Annotated in this window: 23 protein-coding genes; 21 read left to right on the forward strand and 2 right to left on the reverse strand. The window is 31.3% G+C overall.

Features of this window, described 5'->3' with window-relative positions:
• Positions 1–5 precede the first annotated feature (5 nt).
• The 11 genes from pknB to DYE58_RS08485 are packed head-to-tail and all read left to right on the forward strand — an operon-like array spanning position 6 to position 10,550.
• Complete coding sequence (gene pknB, locus DYE58_RS08435) at positions 6–1,997, forward strand: Stk1 family PASTA domain-containing Ser/Thr kinase (RefSeq protein WP_004821355.1); 1,992 nt, start codon at positions 6–8, stop codon at positions 1,995–1,997.
• A gap of 7 nt (positions 1,998–2,004) precedes the next feature.
• Positions 2,005–2,859 (forward strand): ribosome small subunit-dependent GTPase A, encoded by an 855-nt coding sequence (gene rsgA, locus DYE58_RS08440; RefSeq protein WP_115312201.1) that lies wholly within the window; start codon positions 2,005–2,007, stop codon positions 2,857–2,859.
• Positions 2,856–3,503 carry a ribulose-phosphate 3-epimerase gene (rpe, locus tag DYE58_RS08445; protein ID WP_004821361.1) on the forward strand — a complete coding sequence of 216 codons (648 nt, stop codon included), beginning with the start codon at positions 2,856–2,858 and terminating at the stop codon, positions 3,501–3,503. Before rsgA ends, rpe begins: the two co-directional genes overlap by 4 nt.
• Positions 3,500–4,129 carry a thiamine diphosphokinase gene (locus DYE58_RS08450; RefSeq protein ID WP_004821365.1) on the forward strand — a complete coding sequence of 210 codons (630 nt, stop codon included), beginning with the start codon at positions 3,500–3,502 and terminating at the stop codon, positions 4,127–4,129. Before rpe ends, DYE58_RS08450 begins: the two co-directional genes overlap by 4 nt.
• Positions 4,130–4,182: 53 nt before the next feature.
• Entirely contained in the window at positions 4,183–4,734 is a 552-nt protein-coding gene (locus tag DYE58_RS08455) for a DUF5317 domain-containing protein (protein ID WP_004821370.1), read from the forward strand.
• On the forward strand, positions 4,735–5,565 hold the full coding sequence (cdaA, locus tag DYE58_RS08460; RefSeq protein WP_004821371.1) for a diadenylate cyclase CdaA: 831 nt from the start codon (positions 4,735–4,737) through the stop codon (positions 5,563–5,565).
• A gap of 7 nt (positions 5,566–5,572) precedes the next feature.
• Positions 5,573–6,766 carry a CdaR family protein gene (locus tag DYE58_RS08465; protein WP_172463328.1) on the forward strand — a complete coding sequence of 398 codons (1,194 nt, stop codon included), beginning with the start codon at positions 5,573–5,575 and terminating at the stop codon, positions 6,764–6,766.
• A gap of 11 nt (positions 6,767–6,777) precedes the next feature.
• Complete coding sequence (locus DYE58_RS08470; RefSeq protein ID WP_004821375.1) at positions 6,778–7,461, forward strand: response regulator transcription factor; 684 nt, start codon at positions 6,778–6,780, stop codon at positions 7,459–7,461.
• Position 7,462: 1 nt separating this feature from the next.
• Positions 7,463–8,881, forward strand: coding sequence for a sensor histidine kinase (locus tag DYE58_RS08475; RefSeq protein WP_115312203.1), 1,419 nt, complete (start codon positions 7,463–7,465; stop codon positions 8,879–8,881).
• A gap of 19 nt (positions 8,882–8,900) precedes the next feature.
• A complete protein-coding gene (locus DYE58_RS08480; protein ID WP_147285879.1) occupies positions 8,901–10,235 on the forward strand; it encodes a hypothetical protein in 1,335 nt (444 codons plus the stop codon).
• A gap of 9 nt (positions 10,236–10,244) precedes the next feature.
• Positions 10,245–10,550: a hypothetical protein gene (locus DYE58_RS08485; RefSeq protein WP_004821381.1), complete on the forward strand. Its 306-nt coding sequence runs from the start codon at positions 10,245–10,247 to the stop codon at positions 10,548–10,550.
• Positions 10,551–10,581: 31 nt separating this feature from the next.
• Here DYE58_RS08485 and DYE58_RS08490 read toward each other — a convergent pair whose 3' ends face one another.
• A complete protein-coding gene (locus DYE58_RS08490) occupies positions 10,582–10,848 on the reverse strand; it encodes a GIY-YIG nuclease family protein (RefSeq protein WP_115312204.1) in 267 nt (88 codons plus the stop codon).
• Complete coding sequence (locus DYE58_RS08495; protein WP_115312205.1) at positions 10,838–11,458, reverse strand: regulatory protein RecX; 621 nt, start codon at positions 11,456–11,458, stop codon at positions 10,838–10,840. Before DYE58_RS08495 ends, DYE58_RS08490 begins: the two co-directional genes overlap by 11 nt.
• Before the next feature lie 125 nt (positions 11,459–11,583).
• Here DYE58_RS08495 and DYE58_RS08500 point away from each other — a divergent pair, with 125 nt between their 5' ends.
• The 10 genes from DYE58_RS08500 to DYE58_RS08545 are packed head-to-tail and all read left to right on the forward strand — an operon-like array spanning position 11,584 to position 20,623.
• The gene (locus tag DYE58_RS08500; RefSeq protein WP_115312206.1) at positions 11,584–12,021 is read left to right on the forward strand and encodes an FHA domain-containing protein; all 438 of its coding nucleotides are present in this window, start codon (positions 11,584–11,586) and stop codon (positions 12,019–12,021) included.
• A 3-nt stretch (positions 12,022–12,024) separates the two neighbouring features.
• Positions 12,025–13,272 (forward strand): FtsW/RodA/SpoVE family cell cycle protein, encoded by a 1,248-nt coding sequence (locus DYE58_RS08505; protein WP_115312207.1) that lies wholly within the window; start codon positions 12,025–12,027, stop codon positions 13,270–13,272.
• A 2-nt stretch (positions 13,273–13,274) separates the two neighbouring features.
• Complete coding sequence (locus DYE58_RS08510; protein ID WP_004821390.1) at positions 13,275–14,711, forward strand: peptidoglycan D,D-transpeptidase FtsI family protein; 1,437 nt, start codon at positions 13,275–13,277, stop codon at positions 14,709–14,711.
• Positions 14,711–15,409 (forward strand): 2-C-methyl-D-erythritol 4-phosphate cytidylyltransferase, encoded by a 699-nt coding sequence (gene ispD, locus DYE58_RS08515; RefSeq protein ID WP_004821391.1) that lies wholly within the window; start codon positions 14,711–14,713, stop codon positions 15,407–15,409. The genes DYE58_RS08510 and ispD overlap by 1 nt, the downstream gene beginning before the upstream one ends.
• Positions 15,406–15,885, forward strand: a complete 480-nt coding sequence (gene ispF, locus DYE58_RS08520; protein ID WP_004821393.1) for a 2-C-methyl-D-erythritol 2,4-cyclodiphosphate synthase — start codon at positions 15,406–15,408, stop codon at positions 15,883–15,885. The genes ispD and ispF overlap by 4 nt, the downstream gene beginning before the upstream one ends.
• The gene (gene fsa / locus DYE58_RS08525; protein WP_004821394.1) at positions 15,882–16,538 is read left to right on the forward strand and encodes a fructose-6-phosphate aldolase; all 657 of its coding nucleotides are present in this window, start codon (positions 15,882–15,884) and stop codon (positions 16,536–16,538) included. Before ispF ends, fsa begins: the two co-directional genes overlap by 4 nt.
• Positions 16,538–17,506 carry a class II fructose-bisphosphatase gene (gene glpX / locus DYE58_RS08530; RefSeq protein ID WP_004821396.1) on the forward strand — a complete coding sequence of 323 codons (969 nt, stop codon included), beginning with the start codon at positions 16,538–16,540 and terminating at the stop codon, positions 17,504–17,506. Before fsa ends, glpX begins: the two co-directional genes overlap by 1 nt.
• Positions 17,496–19,199, forward strand: coding sequence for a transcription termination factor Rho (rho, locus tag DYE58_RS08535; RefSeq protein ID WP_004821398.1), 1,704 nt, complete (start codon positions 17,496–17,498; stop codon positions 19,197–19,199). The genes glpX and rho overlap by 11 nt, the downstream gene beginning before the upstream one ends.
• Complete coding sequence (locus DYE58_RS08540) at positions 19,196–19,945, forward strand: TrmH family RNA methyltransferase (protein WP_004821400.1); 750 nt, start codon at positions 19,196–19,198, stop codon at positions 19,943–19,945. The genes rho and DYE58_RS08540 overlap by 4 nt, the downstream gene beginning before the upstream one ends.
• On the forward strand, positions 19,946–20,623 hold the full coding sequence (locus DYE58_RS08545; protein ID WP_004821402.1) for a DUF6873 family GME fold protein: 678 nt from the start codon (positions 19,946–19,948) through the stop codon (positions 20,621–20,623). It abuts the gene before it with no gap.
• The last annotated feature ends 41 nt before the right edge of the window (positions 20,624–20,664 follow it).

The following is a 20,664-nucleotide window of genomic DNA, read 5'->3' on the forward strand; positions in this document are numbered from 1 at the left end:
TTTAAATGATAGGGAAAATACTTGGCAATAGATATGAAATATTGGAGAAAATTGGCACAGGTGGTATGGGAGATGTCTATAAAGCTCATTGCCACAAGCTAGATAGAATAGTAGCGATAAAAGTGCTAAAAGCTCAATATAATGACGATAACAATTTTATAAGAAAATTTAAAAGAGAATCTTTAGCTGCTGCTAGTATTTCTCATCCTAATATAGTTAGTATTTATGACGTTGGAACTGAAGAAGTTGATAGCGAAAAAGTGCACTATATAGTGATGGAATTTATAGATGGAAAAACTTTAAAAGAGTTAATAGCTGATGATGGTAAAATTCCTGAAAAAAGAGCTTTAAATTATTTAGCTCAAATTACAGAAGCACTTAAAGTAGCTCATAATAAAGGAATAGTTCACAGAGATATAAAAAGTCAAAATATAATGGTGACAAAAGACCACAGGGTAAAAGTTACAGATTTTGGAATTGCAAGAGTTGCTGATAATGCTACTGTAACAGCAACCAATGCAATAATGGGTTCTGTACACTATTTTTCACCGGAACAAGCAAGGGGCTCAAAAGTAGATAACAGATCAGATATTTACTCTCTAGGAATTGTAATGTTTGAAATGCTAACCGGAAGAGTTCCTTTTGATGCGGATAATCCTGTATCAGTTGCTCTTATGCAAGTTCAGGGGAATATGCCGATACCTTCTACTGTGGTTCCTGAAATTTCTAAAGAAACTGATTCAATAGTTTTAAAAATGACACAAAAATACCCAGATGATAGATATTCAGATGTTTCGGAATTGATGAATGATATAAAAAATATTCAACTTGGAAAAACTAATCCTAATATGTATACAAGTACAGCAAGAACAGAAAGAACTTCTAATTTATATTCAAACAATGGCAGAGAGCCATCAAAGAAAGCTTTACGCAGGCCTGAAAATTATAACCGTGAGGCAAAGAGAATAGAGCCCAGAGAACCAAAAAAGAAAGAAAAATCTTCGCTACCTGTTATATTAGGTATTATATGTGCAGTTTTACTCGTATTTTTAATAATATTTGTTGGACCAAATGCATTTAAATCTTCACAAAAAGCAGATTTAATAACAGTACCCGAACTTATCGGTAAGAATGATAAAATAGCACAAGAAGAGTTGGAAACATTGGGGTTTATAGTTGATATAGAGGCTGTAGAAGACCAGGGTGAAAATTCAAATGTAAAAGATAGAGAAGTATTAGACCAGGATCCAAAGGCAGGAGAACAGATAAAAAAGGGAAGCAAAGTCACTATTAAAGTAAATGTAAAACCTCAAGAAGTCTCGGCTCCTGGACTTGTAGGGAAGACATTGGATCAAGCAAAAATATTATTAGACCAAGCGGGACTTTTAGTGGGAGATATTACGAATTTACCATCGACAGAAGTCGAAGAAGGTCAAATATTTAAACAAGAACCTGCTAGTGGAGAAAATGTCCCGGCTGGTTCAAAGATAAAGCTTTATATTTCATCGGGCAAAGATAAGGAACTTGTAAATATTCCCAAGGTCTCCGGCTTAAGTGCTGAAGATGCTGAGTTTACATTGAGAAGTTTGGGATTTGAAGTTAAGATAGAAGAAGTTAATTCATCAAGCGTAGAGTTTGGAGAAGTGTCAGATTATAATCCAAAGGGAGAAGCAAATAAAGGTACAACTATAGAATTATTTGTAAGTAAAGGACAAGATGAAAGTTCTAATGAAAATATAGATAGTGAAAGTTCAAGTAAACAAACTAGAGAAGAACATACTACAGGGCCTTCTGAAATAAATGTAGATATACCTGATGATGGTGAAACTCATAGTTTAACAATAACAAGATATACTAAAAATGGAAAGCAATATGTACTTGCCGATTTTAAAAATTTAAAGGAAGATTTTGTACAAAACATTGAGTATGCTAAAAAGGGAGATAGATTTGAAATTGTTCTTGACGGGAAAGTTATTAAAAACACTGTTTTTGAATAGGTGAAATATGAAGGGTAAAATTGTAAAACTTACGGGCGGATTTTACTATGTAATGAGTGATGAAGTTGTTTATGAAACTAGAGCTAGAGGACTTTTTAGGAATGAAGATAAAAAACCATTAGTTGGGGATATAGTTGAATTTAAAATGGAAAATAATCTAGGATATATTGAAAAGATATATCCTAGAAAAAACATATTAAAGAGGCCAAAAGTTGCAAACGTGGATCAGGTTTTAGTGCTTATACCTACAAAGGAACCAGTATATAACTTAAATTTAGTAGATAAAATAATTGCTTCTTATGAAGAAGAAGTTGAAGTTTTAGTAGCAATCAATAAATATGACTTAGATAAATCAGAGGGGGAGTACCTTTTTGAAATATACAGAAAAGCCGGGTTCAAAACTTTCTTGATATCTTATAAATATACTTTTACAATTGATTTATTAAGAGAATATTTAAAAGGAAAGACAACAGCTTTATCAGGTGTATCTGCTGCTGGAAAATCTACTGTAATAAGTCATATATTAAAAAAAGAAGTACAAGTAGGAAGTGTTTCAGAAAAAACTAAGAGGGGGACTCACACTACGAGACACGTTGAAATAATATCAGGAGATGAAGATACATATGTATTTGATACTCCTGGATTTTCAAGTTTTGAATTAGATGTAAAAGCTGATGACTTGAAAGAACATTTTAGAGAGTTTGAAAAAAATAGAAGACATTGCAAATTTCAAGATTGTTGTCATATAAATGAACCTGGATGTAAAATAAAAAAATTAGTTGAAGAAGGAGAAATACCTGAATCTAGGTATAACAGTTATTTACAAATATACAATGAACTTAAAGAAAGGGAGCGCTCATGATTTCACCATCAATACTAGCATGTGATTTTACCAAAATAAGAGAACAATTTGAAATAATGAATAAATCTAAAGTAGATTATGTACATCTTGATGTAATGGATGGTATGTATGTGCCAAACATTTCATTTGGATCGGATATAATATCTCAGCTTAGAAATATTACAGATATACCTTTTGATGTGCACTTGATGATAGAACAGCCTGAAAGATATATAGATGATTTTGTGAAGGCTGGGGCAGATATAATCACAATTCATCCAAGTACTACAAAACATTTAAATAGAACCTTAAATTTGGTAAAAGAAAAAGGCGTAAAAGTAGGAATGGCTATAAATCCGGCAGAAGATTTAAGTATACTTGACTATACAATTAAAGATTTAGATTTAGTTTTAATTATGAGCGTGAATCCAGGCTTTGGTGGACAAAAATTTATAGAACAAGTTTATAAAAAGATAGCATCTGTTAGAAAAATAATAGACAGAGAAAATCCTGAGTGTATACTTGAAGTAGATGGCGGAGTTAAATTAGAGAATGCTCTTAAAGTTTATGAAAGTGGAGCAGATTTATTGGTAGCCGGTTCAGCAATCTTTGGTTCAGAAGACCCAATGAAGGCAATAGAATCATTCAAGGAAATAGAAAAGTGAGAGGAATAGTTGTATCCGCCGGAAATAAAGTATCTGAAGAGATATTAAAAAAATATTTGAATGATTCATATATAGTATGTTGTGATGGTGGAATTAAAAATTTTTACGAATTAAATGTTTTACCAAATTTAATAGTTGGAGATTTTGACTCCATAGATGAAACAGGACGAAAATTTATTGAAGATAATAATATAGAAAAGAACGTGTACAACACAGTTAAAAATTTTACAGACACAGAAGCTGCAATTGAGATATTACTTGAAAGAGAATTTGAAGAGATAGTGATATTCGGAGCTACTGGCACAAGATTAGACCATACGTTGGCAAATATATTTTTGCTGCAAAAGTTGTTTGGCAAATCAAAAGCTATAATGGTAGACAACAACAATATAATAGAATATGTTGAAAAGGGTGAATATTTTTTTGAAAAAGACGAACATATTTATATAAGTGTTGTAGCCATTAGTGAGGAAATGATTTATTCTACATATGGAATGGAATATGAAGCTGATGAATTAAAAATTTTGACAAGTGAAATTAGAGGTGTCAGTAACGAATTAAAAGGTGACACAGGCAAAATAATAGTACACGAAGGAAGAGGATTTATCATCAGGTCAATTGATTGATAAATCCTTTTTTGATAAGAGATAGCTAATTATGATATTATAGGAGAATAAAGATGATTATTTTAGCACTTATTTTTGGAATAATAATTGCAAAAATATTTGGAAAAACTGAATTGAGCATTATAAATATAAAATATTTGTGGATTTTGATTATAGGAGTTCTAATAGATGTTATGCTCACAGTTTTTACTATATATGATTTTGGGATTTTAACTCATTTGTTTACAAATTATTACAGTTTTATTCATGTGCTATACCTTTTATTATTGGGAATAGGACTTTTATTAAATTTACAAAATAAAGGCATGAATATTATAGGAATGGGTTTTATTTTAAATTCAATTCCTATAATTCTTAATAAAAAGATGCCGGTAAAGTATGAACTTTTAAATAAAATTCCAATTGATAGAGCTAAAATAATACTGGAAGGTAAGAGCTTAAGCCATGGACTTTTTAGAAGCCCTAAAATGTATTGGCTTTCGGATATAATTTATTTACCTTTTCCGTATAAAACTATTATAAGTGTAGGAGATATACTGATAGCTGTTGGTTTGTTTTTAACAATAATAATTCAAGCGGATGTGACATTTAAACGGGAGATATAAATGAATTTACAAGAAATTTTTAATTATATACGAATAATAGATATAATAGACATTTTTATAATTGCAGTCCTAACATATAATTGTCTAAAGCTGTGGCAAGGCACACGTGCGGAACAGTTAGCAAAGGGTATTATTGTAATTTTAATTTTAACTAAGCTTAGTGAATGGGGAGAGTTTTACACTATATATTGGCTGTTGGATAAGGTTATGACTTGGGGAATAGTTGCAATTTTAGTTGTGTTCCAACCTGAACTTAGAAGGGGACTTGAATTGATAGGAAGGTCTTCAAGCTCGTTTAGAAACTCAAGAGAAGTTGTAGTAATACCTAAGACAGTTACTGAAATATGTGATGCTATAGGCTCTTTGGCACGTCAAAAAATAGGGGCACTTATAATAATTGAAAGGCAAACGGGATTAAATGAAATTGTAGAAACTGGTACTAAAGTTGACGGATTAGTATCTAGTAGTTTGATTATAAACATCTTTATCCCAAATACCCCGCTTCATGATGGAGCTGTTATAGTAAAAGGAGATAGAATTGTTGCGGCATCTTGTTTCTTGCCTTTAAGTGACTCAGACAATATATCTAAAGAGCTTGGAACAAGACATAGAGCAGGAATTGGCATAAGTGAAAAATCAGACTGTTTAAGTATAATGGTGAGTGAAGAAACCGGGTCTATATCTGTGGCTGAAAAAGGTAAGATTTCAAGGTATTTGGATTTAGAAACATTGGAAACAATTTTAAATAAGATATATAATCCATCATTAGTAAATCAAAATGCTTTATTTAAATGGAAATTTGGCGGTGAAAGAAATGCGAAAAATGAGTAAAAATACTATGTTTAAATTTATATCTATAATATTTTCACTTTTTTTATGGTCATATGTTAGAAGTGAAGTAGATCCAGAGAGGACTGTAACTTATAAAGATATAGATGTGCGTTTTGAAAATTTAGCTGAAATAAAAGAACATAATTTAGCGATAGTCTCAAATATGAAGTTGAGAACGGATGTTTCTATTTCAGGGAAAACTTCTGAAATAAGCAGAATGAATAGAGAAAATATTTCAGCTTCAGTTAATCTTTCAGGATATTCAGAAGGTGAAAGCAGTATACCGATAAAGGTAAGTTTGGATACTAGTAGTAGTGGAATTAGAGTAGTATCTAAGGATCCGTCAAGAGTTACAGTGAAGATAGACGAAGTTATAAATGAAAAAATGGAAGCATTTATATCGGCTATTGGAGATTTAGAAGAAGGATATGTTCTTGGGAATATAAAGCCTTCGGAAAAAGTTGAAGTAAAAGGTCCTTCAAGTGTAGTTCATGGAATAGAAAAAATTGTTTCTGAAGTTGATGTTACAGGTATGTCTAATAGCGGTGTAAAAACAGGTGAAATATTAGCTTACGATAAAGATGGAGTAGAAATAGAAAATGTATCTATAACGCCAAGCTCAATAGATATTGAAGTACCAGTGCTTAAGACTATGACTGTTCCAATAAGATTAAATATTGTAGGTAAAATTCCAGAAGGTATGGACACTCAAGCATTTTCTATAGAACCAAGTTCTGTAATGATTAGGGGGAATTCAGCTGTAATAAATGGCATAACTGAACTTACTACACAACCGGTAGATGTAAAAAGATTGGTAGGTAATAGAGTTGAAGTTGGACTTGTGCTCCCTGATGGAGTTGGGCTTGTAGACAAAGATATAAAAATTGTGGCGTCTTCAGAAGATTTGACACCTAAGAAAACTAGTATTAATTTCTCTAAAGAAGATATAATATTTGAAAATTTAAAAGATAGAGAAGTAATATCAGATATAGACAGTTTGAACATTGAGTTTGTTCAAAAAAATGTTTTAGAAGATTTAAATATAAAAAAAGAAGATGTAAAAGTAATTTTAAACTTAAAGGATTTAGGAGTGGGGGTTTATGAATTAACACCTAAAATAGAATCTCCTGAACAATTTAAAGTAGAAAGAATGAATCCTAAAACCGTGAAAATTGAAATAAAAAAGAAGGGAATTTTTTAAGAAGGTATAATATGACGAAAATACTTTTAGTAGAGGATGAAGAATCCATTAGAAAATTTGTTAAAATAAACTTGGAAAGAGAGTTTTATGATGTATATGAAGCTGGAACTGGAGAAGATGGAATAAGTATAGCAAGGAAAGTAAAGCCGGAAATTGTTGTTCTGGACGTTATGCTTCCAGGAATAGACGGATTTGAAGTATGCCAAACGCTAAGAGAAGAATTTCCAGATCTTGGGATAATAATGCTAACAGCTAAAGCTGAAGATTATGATAAGATAATGGGTTTGCAGTATGGTACAGATGATTATATGACAAAGCCATTCAATCCTACAGAACTGACACTTAGAATAAAATCTTTAGAGAGAAGACTTGAAATAGAAGATACAGAAAAAAGTATGATGATTGATGGCCCATTCAAACTTGATACTTATTCAAGAAGATTTTATAAAGATAATATTGAATTGATTTTAACTCCAACAGAGTATCAAATAATGAAAATATTTATGGGAAACCCGGGTAAAGCTTTAAAGAGAGATGAAATTTTGAAAATGGTTTGGGGAGAGGAATTTATCGGAGATTCTAAAATTGTCGATGTAAATATTAGAAGGTTACGTTCCAAAATTGAAAAAAATGCTGCCAAACCTGTGTATATAGAAACAGTTTGGGGAATAGGGTATAGATGGTCAGGGGTGTAAGTTGAAGTATTCAATAGGGAAAAAACTTGTAAGAAATTTCCTGTTTATTATTATACTAACAATAGCTATAATAAGCTTATTTTTAATATTTGGATTTAGAAGTTTTTATTATTCAAATATAGAAAATGAACTTTCTTCGAGGCTCAATTTATCCATTGATTCATTTGAAAAATTTTATTCTGATAGGACATTGGAAGATTTGATTTTAGAAGATACAGAAATGTTATGGGCTAATACGAATTCAGAAGTACAGATTTTAAATAATGACAAATATGTAATCTATGATTCGATAGGGGCAATGCCAACTGATAAAATTATTACTTATGATGTAAAAGCAGCTGAAAATGGAACGAAAATAACTTATATAGGTTCAAACAATTATACAAATGACAATGTAATGGCATTGACTGGAAAATTGAGAAATTCAGCTGGAATGGACATAGGTTATTTGAGATTTATAAGCTCTTTGGAAGAACCTAATAAGGAAATATTAAAAACTTCTCTTGGAATACTCGGCTTAGGACTTATTGTGGTTGTAATAACTACTATAATGAGTTTGATTTTGGCAAACTCAATAGTAAAGCCAATGAAAGAATTGATTTCTGTTGCAACGAAGATGGCAGATGGACAATATAAAATTAGGTCTGAGTTAAATACTCCGGACGAGTTTGGTCAGATTGGTAGTACGTTAAACTCCATGGCTGAAGAAATAATTAAGAGAGAACAGATAAAAAATGACTTTATATCATCAATATCACATGAACTTAGAACACCGTTGACTTCAATAAAAGGTTGGGCTGTAGTTTTAAAAAGTGCAAGAGAAGATGAGAGAACTCTTATAAATGATGGTTTGAATATAATAGAAAATGAAACTGATAGATTGTCTAAGATGGTTGAAGAACTTTTGGACTTCTCCAGATTTATTTCAGGAAGAATACAATTAGAAAAAGACTCTTTGAATATTACTGATGTGCTAAATGACATAGCAAAACAAATGAGGCCTAGAGCAGAACTTAATAAGATTGAATTTCAGTCGAATATAGACCCTGAGAAAGCAATTTTAATAGGAGATGAAAATAGGATAAGGCAATTACTTATAAATTTATTAGATAATGCTATTAAATTTACAGCAACTGATGGGTTTGTTAGATTGACGTCAAACGTATTAGAAGATGTTATAGTAATTTTGATAACAGACAATGGACAGGGAATAGATAAGGACGAAATTCAACATGTAAAAGAAAAGTTTTATAAGGGAAAACATTCAAAAAGTCACAGTGGGATAGGCCTTTCAATAGCTGATGAAATTGCCAATCTACATCAAGGAGAGTTAAATATATATTCTGAAAAAAATATTGGAACTACTGTAAAGGTAACTCTTCCTATAGTAAAGGTACAAAAAGATGAAGAAGAGAATTAAAATTTTAATATTTTTGTTTATGATTACGACTCTTACAGGATGCTCTTTTATAAACACTAATATGAGAAATATAACTGAGCCAAAGATCAATAAAACTCCAATAAATGGAAGTTGGACTGTTACAAAAGTCATATTTATAAAAAATGATAGAGAATATTTTGATTACAAAGATAAAATAGGCTCAGATGTATATTTTTCCAATAGGGGTTTTATAATAGATGGATATTATTTTGAAAATCCTTCAATAAGGTCTAAGGTGGTAAATACAGAGAAATTTTTGGAAAGAAAATATCAAATTGAACCAAGTACATTGGGTATTGACAAAGAAAAACTAACTATTGTCAACTTATATAACTCAAAAGATTTGGTTTATCAGATTTTGAAGGTTGAAGAAAATGAAAGCTACGTGTATTTAGACGGAGTATTTTTACAACTATCAAGAGTATCTGAAGATATCAGTGAAGAGGAATTTGAAAGTATAAAAAGTAGAGGGGAATCAAAACTTATAAACTTAAAAGAACAACTTGACGCAAATTCAAAAGATAATGGTATTTTATTGGGAATAAAATATAAAAATGAAAACAATATAAAGTACAGGAGTTTTTATTTGAAATTCAACAATGATGATTTAGAATCTGTCGAAGAATCAAAAGGTTTAAAAATTCCGACTGATAAAGGGTTATTATCCATAGATGAAAATAATAAACAAGTTACACTTATAAACGAAAGTGGAGAAGAAAAAAAAGAAAATATAGATTCAAATTCTGAAATTAATGAAATAATGTATGTTTCAGATGACTATTTAAGCTTGAGGCAAGAGACTATAGATGGTAGAAATAGTTTGGTTTTTAAGTATACGGCTGATATTGAAAAAGATAGAGCTATTCCCTTTTCAAAATTAATTGATGATGGAGATAAAATTTTTAAAAAGCAAGCATTAAAATACGGTGAAGAAGGATATATAAACGATGTTAATTTTGGAATAAAGAGAAAAGATGGAAAGTTTATTGTATTTGGTCTTATGTCGTATAGAGATTCAGACAAAGAAGATGTGTGGTTTGATTTGGGAGTAGATATAAATAGAATTCTTGATCATACAGCAGAGCTCAATATGCCGTTTGAAAATATCAAAACATATTTACCTGATTTAAGAGATGCTGTCATCTCATCTAACAATAGATTTATTGTAACTATGGAAAATAGTACTTTGAACATTTATAATATAGTTAATGCAGAATTGGGTTCGAAAAAAATATATTCTATAGAAATACCACAAGGTTCTGAAATTGTTCAGATTGAAAGATATGTAGGAAATAACTCAATTGAAGTTAGAAAAAGATTAAATACAAATTAGAGGTGTAAGATGTCCAAAATTATGGAGCTTGTTGGGGGAAATACAGAATTTATAATGCTTTCGATTTATGCAATAGTCATCACTATAGCAGTTACAATTGCTATTAGTGTTGTAGCTAAAAGGCTTAAGTTTGCAAAGTATTTACCTGGTATTTTTTTAATTACAATAGGAATATTTGTATTATTTTCTGTAATAAATGATTTATTCAATCCAGCTAATGTAAATTCGATAGCGATATTTTTAATAGGGTGTTCAAGTGGCGTTATTTCGCTTTTAGTTGCCCTGATTTTTGGAATAATACAAAACGGAAGATAAATTAAACTCCTGATAAAATTTCAGGAGTTTTTTATTTTGAAGGTTTAAAGTTTTTTATTAAAAGAATTTTTTTATCCCTACTTAAATTTTTTATAGCACATTCTCTTTTTAAAGCTTCACTCTTGGTGTTAAAAATTTCATAATACACTAACTCTACAGGGGTTCTAGCACGAGTGTATTTTGCTCCGGTTTTATTGTTGTGAGTAGCGACTCTTTTTTCTAAGTTTATAGTGTATCCACAATAGAGAGAATCATCTCTACACTTTAATAGGTATACATAATATTTTTTATCTATCATATTTAAAGTCAAACTCTTTTAAAATTTCTTTTATCATATCGTATTGATACCCCTTATAAATAAGGTGGTTTATCAATTTTGATTTTGTGTTGTGGTCTTTTTTTAAAGTATTGAATTTTTTTTGAGCATGGAGTTTTAAATTTTCAAATTCAATATCTTCGTCTAAATCAAGAACGGCTATTTCGGCAAGATCTTTATCTATTCCATGCATTAATAAATGATTTTTGATTTTATTTCTACCGTATTTATTAATTTTGAGCTTGTCGTGAACAAAAGCAGAGGCATATTTTTTATCATCAATATAGCCTTTTTCAATTAAATAATTGGAAGTGAGTTCAACAATATCTTCATCATAACCTTTTTTCGAGAGATAGTCTTTAACTTCTCTAACTGTTTTTTTATTTTGTATATATCTAAATACAGAATTTGCTGCTTCAAATTTTTGATTTTGTTTTCTTATATTTGAAATTTCATCATCTTCTATTTCCATGCCTTTGTATAAATTAAATTTGACCAGTGTATCTTCAACGACTTCTACACTAGTCCCATTGCTAAAAAATATGGCATATTTTTTATTTTTATTTAGAAATACAATTTTTTCAATAATCATTTTATCACCTAATTAAATTTTAACATTTTTGAGTGGTAAAAGCTTGATTTTAATTAATATTGTTATAGTTTTAAAGTATTTCCATTTATGATATTATATTTAATAGAAATTTATAGAGGTGCACAATGTTTGAAATAATCTCACAAGGTTTAAGATATGTATTCATAGTTATAATATATTTATTTTTATTAAGTATTATAAGACTTATATACATGGATATAAAAAAAATGGATATGAAAGGGTCTTATATGGATGCAGCTTATTTAAAAGTTGTAAATCGATTAGATTCTTTAGATTTTAAAATGGATGAATTTTACGTTTTAAAGGGTATTACAGTTATAGGAAGATCTTCAAAGTGTGATATTGCTATAAAAGATAAATTTGTTTCAAAAGAACATATTGAAATTAGGGAAGAAGATGGGGTTTATTTCTTAGAAGATTTAAATTCTGCAAATGGCACTTTTTTAAATGGTGAGGAAGTTCACGATATAATAGAATTGAGAAACGGGGATAAAATTGGTGTTGGATTCATACAACTTTTATTCGTGGATGACAGGGGGTAGAAGATGATTAGTAAAGTTTTTAGATCTGATCAACCAAGAAATCTACTCCTAGTATTTGAAATTTTAGCAGTGTTATTGCTTTTCTTTTTTAATAACCAACATGTAGATAAATATATAGTAATATTATTTTTTGGGCTAATTTCAGTAATTTATATTTCAAATTTCATATTAGGTAGGATATCAACTGGGGACAATTATATTTTCCTCATTGTTTCCATGCTCTTAACCATAGGAATTTTGACCATATACAGATTAAATCCTGATTTAGGACTTAGACAGTTAGTATGGGCATTAGTTGGTATATTAGTTTTTTATATAACTTATTTTGTGATGAGAGCGCTTAGAAAAATAGAAAATTGGACGTATTTTTATGGGGCTATATCTTTATTTTTATTCTTTATAACTTTGGTGTTTGGAGTTGAAAGAGGGGGTTCAAAAAACTGGATAAAGCTTAGTGAAAGTGTTTTATTACAGCCTACAGAGCTTACAAAAATAGTATTGGTATTTTTAATAGCATCTTATTATACAGAGTATCAATACAAAATACCAAAGAAATTTAAGTATAAATCTGTTGTGTTGATGGGAGTAGTGTATTTTTTAATAGGCCTACTTTTTATACAAAAGGACTTGGGAACAGCAGCGATATTTCTTTCAATTTTTTCAGGCATACAATTTATATATGAAGAGGATAGAAAGATGATTTTGTTAAATATTCTTTTAGTTATAGTGGGTAGTGTTGTAGGATACTTTTTGTTTAGACATGTGAGAGTTAGAATAGGAATTTGGTTAGATCCATGGAATCCTGAGACCATATATAAGAGCTCAGCTCAAATAGTTCAATCTCTATTTGCTATTGCTGAAGGGGGATTCTTTGGTAAGGGAATTGGTTTAGGTTATCCTAAGTTGGTTCCGGTTGGAAGTTCGGATTTTATATTCCCGGTTATATGTGAAGAGATGGGAATATTTGCCGGAATTGGAATTATAATGTTGTTTTTATTGCTTGCATATAGAGCTGTAAAAATAAGCATAAGACAAGAATTTAAATTTTACAGAATACTTGCAATAGGCATTGGAATTTTATTTGCAGTACAATGCTTTTTAAACATAGGCGGAGTAATAAAACTTATACCTATGACAGGTTTGACATTGCCGTTTGTATCTTATGGCGGTTCTTCAATGCTTTCAAGTTTCATAGCTCTTGGGGTTCTACAGGTAACAAGTGAAGATATGTCGTATAAGTACGAGGGATAGAGATGAATATAAAAGAAAATAGGAGAATGTTAGTGGTCCTTGTGGGGCTTATTATAATGTTCTTAGGTTTGATATTTTATTTGAGTTATTTTACAATATTTGATGCTAAAGAAATTGTAAAACATCCTGCAAATAGACGCGATGCAATTAAAGTTGCGGCTTTGAAGCGAGGGACTATAGTAGATAGGAATGGAGAAGTACTAGCCCAAACCGAAGGAGAAAAGTATAAATATACTAGAGTTTATCCTCATCCAAGGGCCTATGCACATGTAGTTGGGTATTCAAGTAAGACTAAGGGCAGTTCCGGGTTAGAGGCCTCATATAGTAAACAACTTTTGGGAATTGAAGGTTCCGGTACATTGAAGTCAATCCGTGCATTCTTTAATAATAAAGTAGATTCTGATGTTGGAAATGATTTGACATTGACAACAAGCACTAAAATACAACAGTATATAAGAGATAAATTAGCTGAAAGTGGAGAAAAGGGTGCAGCTGTTGTTATGAATCCGAAAACTGGAGAAATTTTAGGAATGGTGTCTTATCCGGACTTTAATATTCAAAACATAGATTCTGATTATAGCGCCATAGTTGAGCGAAATAATGGTGCGTTTTTTAATAATGCAATTCAAGGGGGATATGCTCCGGGTTCTATTTTTAAGATAATATCTACTGCAGCAATAATAGAATCTGGAATAGACCAAAAGTATAAAGATACTGGAGAAGAAGAAATTTTGGGCCGTGCAATAAAAAATGCAGGTGGAAAAGAGTATGGAGATCTTAATTTAAATAAAGCATTTACTCATTCTGTAAATACTTATTTTGCAAATAAAGTTGCAGAAGTTGGAAAAGATAAATTTGTAGAAGTTGCAGAGAGATTTATGATGAATAAAAAAGTGGACTTTGATTTAAATACAAAGACAACTTATCTTGCAAAATCTTCGTTCAATTCCTCAAATTGGGATCAACATGCTTTGGCGAGTGCCGGTATAGGGCAGGCAGATATTCTAACTACGCCATTAGAAATGTGTATGGTAGCATCTGCAATAGCTAATGAGGGAAAGATGATGGCTCCATACTTGGTAAGTAATATAAAATCACCTGAAGGTTCTAATATATTTACAAGAGAACCACAAGTTTTATCAGAAGCAGTATCTCCGGAAGTTGCGAAACAGATAGGTGATATGATGGTGAATGTAGTGCGAAGTGGTTCTGGGAAAACTGCCAAAATAAGAAGAGCTCAAGTTGCAGGGAAGACTGGGACAGCGCAGATATCTAAGGATGCAGATAAGTATAATGCTTGGTTTGTAGGATATGCACCTGCAAAAGACCCTGAAGTTGCGGTGGCAGTAATTATTCAAAACGTTGAAAAATTTGGAGGAGAAATAGCAGCCCCTATAGCTGGAGATATAATAAATTATTCACTGGGAGTGTTGGACTGATGATAAATGGGCAATATGTGAGCGCTATGGTGGCAGCAGCTGGAATGGGTAGAAGGATGAAAACTGATTTAAATAAACAGTTTTTAGAAATAAGCGGGGATAAGATATTATCTCATACATTAAAAAAGATATTGGAGTCAAAATATATTGATCATTTGACAATTATAATAAAGGATACAGACTTGAACTATTTGAATGGCATATTGGAAACCTTAAAAATAAATATACCTTATAATATAGTATACGGTGGAACGGAAAGACAGGATTCAATTTACAATGGTCTTTTACAAATTCCAGATAATACAAAAATAGTTTTGACACACGATGGAGCAAGGCCTCTAGTTAAACCATCTAAGATAGATGAAGTTATAGAAGCGGCTTTTGAAACAGGAGCTGCAACTCTTGCAAATACAGTTAAAGACACTATAAAAATTTCTCACAATGGTAAAACTGTAGACTACACTCCAAATAGAAATGAACTTTGGGCAGTGCAAACTCCACAGGTGTTTTTTAAAGAAGTTTTGATGAGTGCTTATAATCAAGCTTATCAAGAAGGCTATTATGGAACGGATGATTGTTCTTTGGTGGAAAAAACCGGAAGAAAAGTTAAATTGGTTTGGAATGACTATGGTAACTTAAAGATAACTACTCCAGAAGACTTGATTTTAGCTGAAGCATTAATAGGAAGTGACATATGAAGATAGGCATAGGGTATGATGTACACAAATTAGTTGAAGGAAGGGATTTGTTCCTTGGCGGTCTGAAAATAGAATATGAAAAGGGACTTTTGGGACATTCAGATGCAGATGTTTTGATACATGCGATAATGGATGCAATTTTGGGAGCTCTTGCCTTGGGAGATATTGGCAAATTATTTCCTGACAATGACATGGCATACAAAGATATAGATTCTAAAATCCTACTAGAAAGAGTTGTTGAAGTTATGGAATCTAAAGGTTATATGATAGGGAATTTAGATTCTATAGTTATTTGCGAAGAACCTAAGTTAAAAAATCATATAGAAGCTATTAGAACTATATTGGCGAAAATTTTGAAGACAGATGTGGATAATGTGTCCGTAAAAGCCACAACAACTGAAAAATTGGGATTTGAAGGAAGAAAAGAAGGAATAGCGGCGCAAAGTGTTGTGCTATTAGAGAGGAGAAATATATGAAATTTTTTATCGATACTGCAGATGTAGAAGAAATAAGAGAAATTAATTCATGGGGAGTTGTTTCAGGAGTAACTACAAACCCAAGTTTAATAGCAAAAGAGGGAAAAGTTTTTGAAGATGTTGTCAAAGAGATCACTGAAATAGTAGATGGACCAATTTCTGCAGAAGTAACAGCCCTTGATGCAGAGACTATGGTTGCTCAAGCTATGGAACTTGTAAAGATTTCAGACAATATTGTAATTAAGATTCCAATGACAGATGAAGGATTAAAAGCAGTTAAAGTATTATCTAAAGAAGGTATAAAGACAAATGTAACTTTGATATTTTCTGCTAATCAAGCACTTCTGGCAGCAAGAGCCGGTGCTAGCTATGTAAGTCCGTTTATAGGCAGACTTGATGATATAGGACAAGACGGAATGGAGCTTATCAGAGATTTAGCTGTAATTTTTAATATTTATGGTATTGAAACAGAAGTTATTGCAGCTTCAGTAAGACACACAGGCCACGTCTTAGAGTGTATGAAGGCTGGAGCAGATATTGCAACAATACCTTACAAAGTTTTCAAACAAATGCTTTCACATCCTTTAACTAATTCAGGAATAGAGAAGTTTTTAGAAGATTTTAAAACAGTTGAGACAAAAGGAGAATTTTAATGAATAGAAATTTAGCGCTTAATTTAGCAAGAGTTACAGAAGCGGCGGCAATAAATGCGGCAAAATGGCTTGGTAAAGGAGATAAAAACGGAGCTGACGGAGCAGCTGTAGATGCTATGAGAAGAATGCTTGACCAAATCGAAGTTGATGCAGAAGTTGTAATCGGAGAAGGAGAAATGGACGAAGCACCTATGCTTTACATAGGTGAAAAAATTGGCGAAGGCAAATTAAATGCAGATAAGGTTGATATTGCAGTGGACCCAGTTGACGGAACAACAGCAGTTTCAAAGGGGATGAACAATGCAATAGCTGTAATAGCAATGGCACCAAGAGGATGTCTATTATTTGCACCAGATGTATATATGGATAAAATAGCATGTGGTCCAAAAGCTAAAGGCTGTATCAATTTAAATGATTCTCCAACTGAAAACATAAAGAGAGTAGCTAAAGCATTAGATAAAAATATTGAAGACATAACAGTTGCAATATTAGATAGAGAACGTCATCAAAAAATAGTAGATGAAGTTAGAGCACTTGGTGCAAAGATAAAATCTTTCTCAGAAGGAGATATCATAACTGCAGTTGAAACTTGTTTTGAAGATTCAGGGGTTGACTTATTACTTGGAATAGGTGGAGCACCTGAAGGAGTAATAGCGGCAGCGGCAATCAAGTGTCTTGGTGGAGATTTTCAAGGAAGACTTGCGCCATCAGATGAAGAGCAAGTTGAAAGATGTAAAACTTTAAATGCTGATTTAAATAAAATTTATACAATAGATGATTTAGTAAAGGGAGATGAAGTTGTATTCTCAGCAACTGGAGTTTCAAAAGGGGAACTTTTAGATGCAGTTAAATTCATTTCAAAAGATGTTGCAACTACTGAAACATTAGTGCTTAGACTTCCAAGCGGTACAGCAAGATACGTAAAATCACAACATAAACTGTCTCAAAAACCTGAATATGCTCAATAATTTGGAGGGAAAATTGCCTAATAATAGTTTCAATAGCGAAGTATTAAACAATAAAACTATAGAAGATTTGAGAAATATAGCAGTTTCCATGGGGCTAATAGACCATAAGTCTTTAACCCGTGGAGACTATTATAATTATATAGTAAGTGGTAAAAAGCCAATAATAGATAGCTATGACGAAGAATTTTTAGAAAAGTTATCTTTAGTGGATTTAAGAAAAATAGCCACAGATATGGGTGTACAGAGCTCATATAAATTAAAGAAAGAAGAATTGATTAAAACCATATTAGAAACTCAAGTTAACTTATCAGATCAAGATATAAACAGGTCCAAACTTAATTCCATGACACTTATAAAACTTCGAGAAATGGCAGATGAACTTGGAGTAGAAAAATCATATACATTAAAAAAACAAGAAATAGTAGATAAAATTTTAAACATCCAATCAGACCAAGATGTAGAAGAATTTAATGAATTTTGTGAAGATTTTATTTCAGAAGATACTAATGAGAAAGAGACTATAGATGTTTCTGACTTATCAGACAATGCTACAGAGATAATCGAAGATATGGAAGATATAAATTATGTGAGCGGTATCCTAGATTTATATCAAGACGGATATGGGTTTTTAAGAGTAAATAATTATATTCCTGGAGAGGGAGATATATACGTTTCTCCAAGTCAAATTAGAAGATTTAAACTTAGAAACGGGGATGAAATAGTAGGGGTGCCAAGACCTGATAAAGAAGGGGAATCGTATAATGCACTAATATATATTAAATCAGTAAATGGAATAGAGCCTAACAAGATTGTAAAAAGACCTTATTTTGACAACTTAACTCCGATTTATCCAAACCAAAGATACATTCTTGAAAGCGATTCAAAAGATACTGCAACAAGAATGATTGATTTGATAGCGCCAATAGGAAAAGGACAGAGAGGGCTTATAGTATCTCAACCAAAGAGTGGTAAGACTACATTGTTGAAAAAAATAGCACACTCAATTTCTAAAAATTATCCTGAAGCACATTTGATGGTTTTACTAATAGATGAAAGACCGGAAGAAGTTACAGATATGATGAGGTCTGTAAAAGGAGAAGTAATATATTCTACATTTGACGAACAACCTAAAAATCATACGAAGGTTGCTGAAGCTGCAATAGAGAGGGCTAAGAGATTAGCAGAGCAGAAAAAAGATGTAATAATTTTGCTCGACTCACTTACAAGACTTACAAGAGCCTATAACTTAATAACTCCGGCAAGTGGAAAGACACTATCCGGTGGACTTGACCCGCTTTCTCTACACAAACCTAAGAGATTTTTTGGCGCTGCAAGAAATATTGAAGAGGGTGGTTCGCTTACAATATTGGCGACTGCTCTAGTAGATACAGGCTCAAGAATGGACGATGTAATATTTGAAGAGTTTAAAGGAACTGGAAATATGGAAGTCCATTTAGATAGAAAGCTGTCTGAAAAGAGAATTTTCCCTGCAATTGACATCTTTAAATCAGGTACGAGAAAAGAAGAGCTACTATTGAATGAAGAAGAAATGGAATTTAACTGGGCGGTTAGAAGAGCTATGAGTAGTGAATCAACACAAGAGCTTACAGAATTTTTGTTAGATACAATTCAAAAATATGACAAGAACAAGGATTTGTTGAGAGTTTCAATAGAGAAGTTGAATAAAATATGATAAATATAAATAGCAAAGAAAATAAAATTTATAAATATTTAAAATCACTACAACAAAAAAAATACAGAGATAAAGAGAATTTATTTTATATAGAGGGCTTCGTTGTTTTAAATGAAGCTCTTCAATATAAAATTCCAAAATTTATAGCTGTGAGCGAATCTAAATTTTCAGAGCTTTTGGAGTTAAATATAAAAGCTGAAATTTATATAATAGCAGATAAAATATTTAAAGGCCTTTCAGATACAGTTAATTCCCAAGGTGTGATAGCATATTTTGAACAAATTCACAGTAGGGGAATAGAAAGTATAAGAGATGGAAAATATATATTGCTTGACGATGTGAGAGATCCTGGAAACGTTGGTGGAATAATAAGAAGTGCAGACGGTTTTGGAGTTAAGCTTATTATGACACCGGAGTGTGTTGAACTCTACAATCCAAAACTCATTCGCTCAACAATGGCATCCATCTTTAGAACCGAAATTCACATTTTAAAAGATAAAGCAGAAGTTTTAAAACTCAGAGAAAAATTTTTTGAAATTATAGTCACAGATGTAAACGGTGGAGAAATATCCAAAGACTTTGAATTTAAAAAAGATACTGTATTAGTTTTGGGGAATGAAGCAAAGGGAGTTTCAAAAGAAATTTCAAGTTTGGCCGACAGAAAAATATATATAAAAACTCAAAACATTGAATCGTTGAATGTAAACGTAGCGGGCTCAATATTGATGTATGAGATGATGAGATAAATGATAGTTGTAGATTACTATACAAACGAAACAATTAAGAATAAATTAAAAAATTATGGTGAAGTTGTAACCACACTTCCGAATTCAAAAATATATGAGGGGATAGATGCACACCCTGACATTCTAATAAGAAAGTTGGACGAAGAAACCATTGCTGTGGATTCACAAAATATAGAGTACTATTCAAATATTTTTAAGAACAAAAAAATAATTCCAATTGAAAATATTGAAAGCCCATATCCAAACCATGTAAAGTTAAATTTTGCAGTGTATAGAGATTTTTTTATACACAACTTAAAGTTTACAGACAAAGAGATTTTAAATTTCTATAAGAATAGGGGATTTAAATTAATAGATGTGAAACAAGGCTATACAAAATGCAATCTTGCAGTTGGTAAAAGGTGTCTAATAACTTCAGACGTTGGAATTTATGAAAAATTAAAAAATATTTCAAATATATTGTTGATTGAGCACAAACAAATCGAGCTTAGAAATTTTGAATATGGTTTTATTGGCGGTGCGACAGGTTTAGTAGGAGATAGATTGTTTTTTACAGGTGTATTAGAAGGGCATTCATCAAAAGATAAAATTATAAAATTTTTAGAAGCTAATAATGAAAATTTTGAGTTTTTAACAGAAAGTAATATAATCGATATAGGAAGTATTATTGAGATTTAGATTTAGAGTCTGATTTATTTCAGGCTCTTTTTTATAGAGGA

It is taken from the genome of Peptoniphilus indolicus (assembly GCF_900454665.1).
GTDB lineage: Bacteria > Bacillota > Clostridia > Tissierellales > Peptoniphilaceae > Peptoniphilus > Peptoniphilus indolicus.

Bases quoted from the DNA above. Each gene is read 5' to 3' on its own strand.
- pknB (WP_004821355.1), top strand. From the start codon at position 6: ATGATAGGGAAAATACTTGGCAATAGATATGAAATATTGGAGAAAATT.
- rsgA (WP_115312201.1), top strand. From the start codon at position 2,005: ATGAAGGGTAAAATTGTAAAACTTACGGGCGGATTTTACTATGTAATG.
- rpe (WP_004821361.1), top strand. From the start codon at position 2,856: ATGATTTCACCATCAATACTAGCATGTGATTTTACCAAAATAAGAGAA.
- DYE58_RS08455 (WP_004821370.1), top strand. From the start codon at position 4,183: ATGATTATTTTAGCACTTATTTTTGGAATAATAATTGCAAAAATATTT.
- cdaA (WP_004821371.1), top strand. From the start codon at position 4,735: ATGAATTTACAAGAAATTTTTAATTATATACGAATAATAGATATAATA.
- DYE58_RS08465 (WP_172463328.1), top strand. From the start codon at position 5,573: ATGTTTAAATTTATATCTATAATATTTTCACTTTTTTTATGGTCATAT.
- DYE58_RS08470 (WP_004821375.1), top strand. From the start codon at position 6,778: ATGACGAAAATACTTTTAGTAGAGGATGAAGAATCCATTAGAAAATTT.
- DYE58_RS08480 (WP_147285879.1), top strand. From the start codon at position 8,901: ATGATTACGACTCTTACAGGATGCTCTTTTATAAACACTAATATGAGA.
- DYE58_RS08485 (WP_004821381.1), top strand. From the start codon at position 10,245: ATGTCCAAAATTATGGAGCTTGTTGGGGGAAATACAGAATTTATAATG.
- DYE58_RS08490 (WP_115312204.1), bottom strand. From the start codon at position 10,848: ATGATAGATAAAAAATATTATGTATACCTATTAAAGTGTAGAGATGAT.
- DYE58_RS08495 (WP_115312205.1), bottom strand. From the start codon at position 11,458: ATGATTATTGAAAAAATTGTATTTCTAAATAAAAATAAAAAATATGCC.
- DYE58_RS08500 (WP_115312206.1), top strand. From the start codon at position 11,584: ATGTTTGAAATAATCTCACAAGGTTTAAGATATGTATTCATAGTTATA.
- DYE58_RS08505 (WP_115312207.1), top strand. From the start codon at position 12,025: ATGATTAGTAAAGTTTTTAGATCTGATCAACCAAGAAATCTACTCCTA.
- DYE58_RS08510 (WP_004821390.1), top strand. From the start codon at position 13,275: ATGAATATAAAAGAAAATAGGAGAATGTTAGTGGTCCTTGTGGGGCTT.
- ispD (WP_004821391.1), top strand. From the start codon at position 14,711: ATGATAAATGGGCAATATGTGAGCGCTATGGTGGCAGCAGCTGGAATG.
- ispF (WP_004821393.1), top strand. From the start codon at position 15,406: ATGAAGATAGGCATAGGGTATGATGTACACAAATTAGTTGAAGGAAGG.
- fsa (WP_004821394.1), top strand. From the start codon at position 15,882: ATGAAATTTTTTATCGATACTGCAGATGTAGAAGAAATAAGAGAAATT.
- glpX (WP_004821396.1), top strand. From the start codon at position 16,538: ATGAATAGAAATTTAGCGCTTAATTTAGCAAGAGTTACAGAAGCGGCG.
- rho (WP_004821398.1), top strand. From the start codon at position 17,496: ATGCTCAATAATTTGGAGGGAAAATTGCCTAATAATAGTTTCAATAGC.
- DYE58_RS08540 (WP_004821400.1), top strand. From the start codon at position 19,196: ATGATAAATATAAATAGCAAAGAAAATAAAATTTATAAATATTTAAAA.
- DYE58_RS08545 (WP_004821402.1), top strand. From the start codon at position 19,946: ATGATAGTTGTAGATTACTATACAAACGAAACAATTAAGAATAAATTA.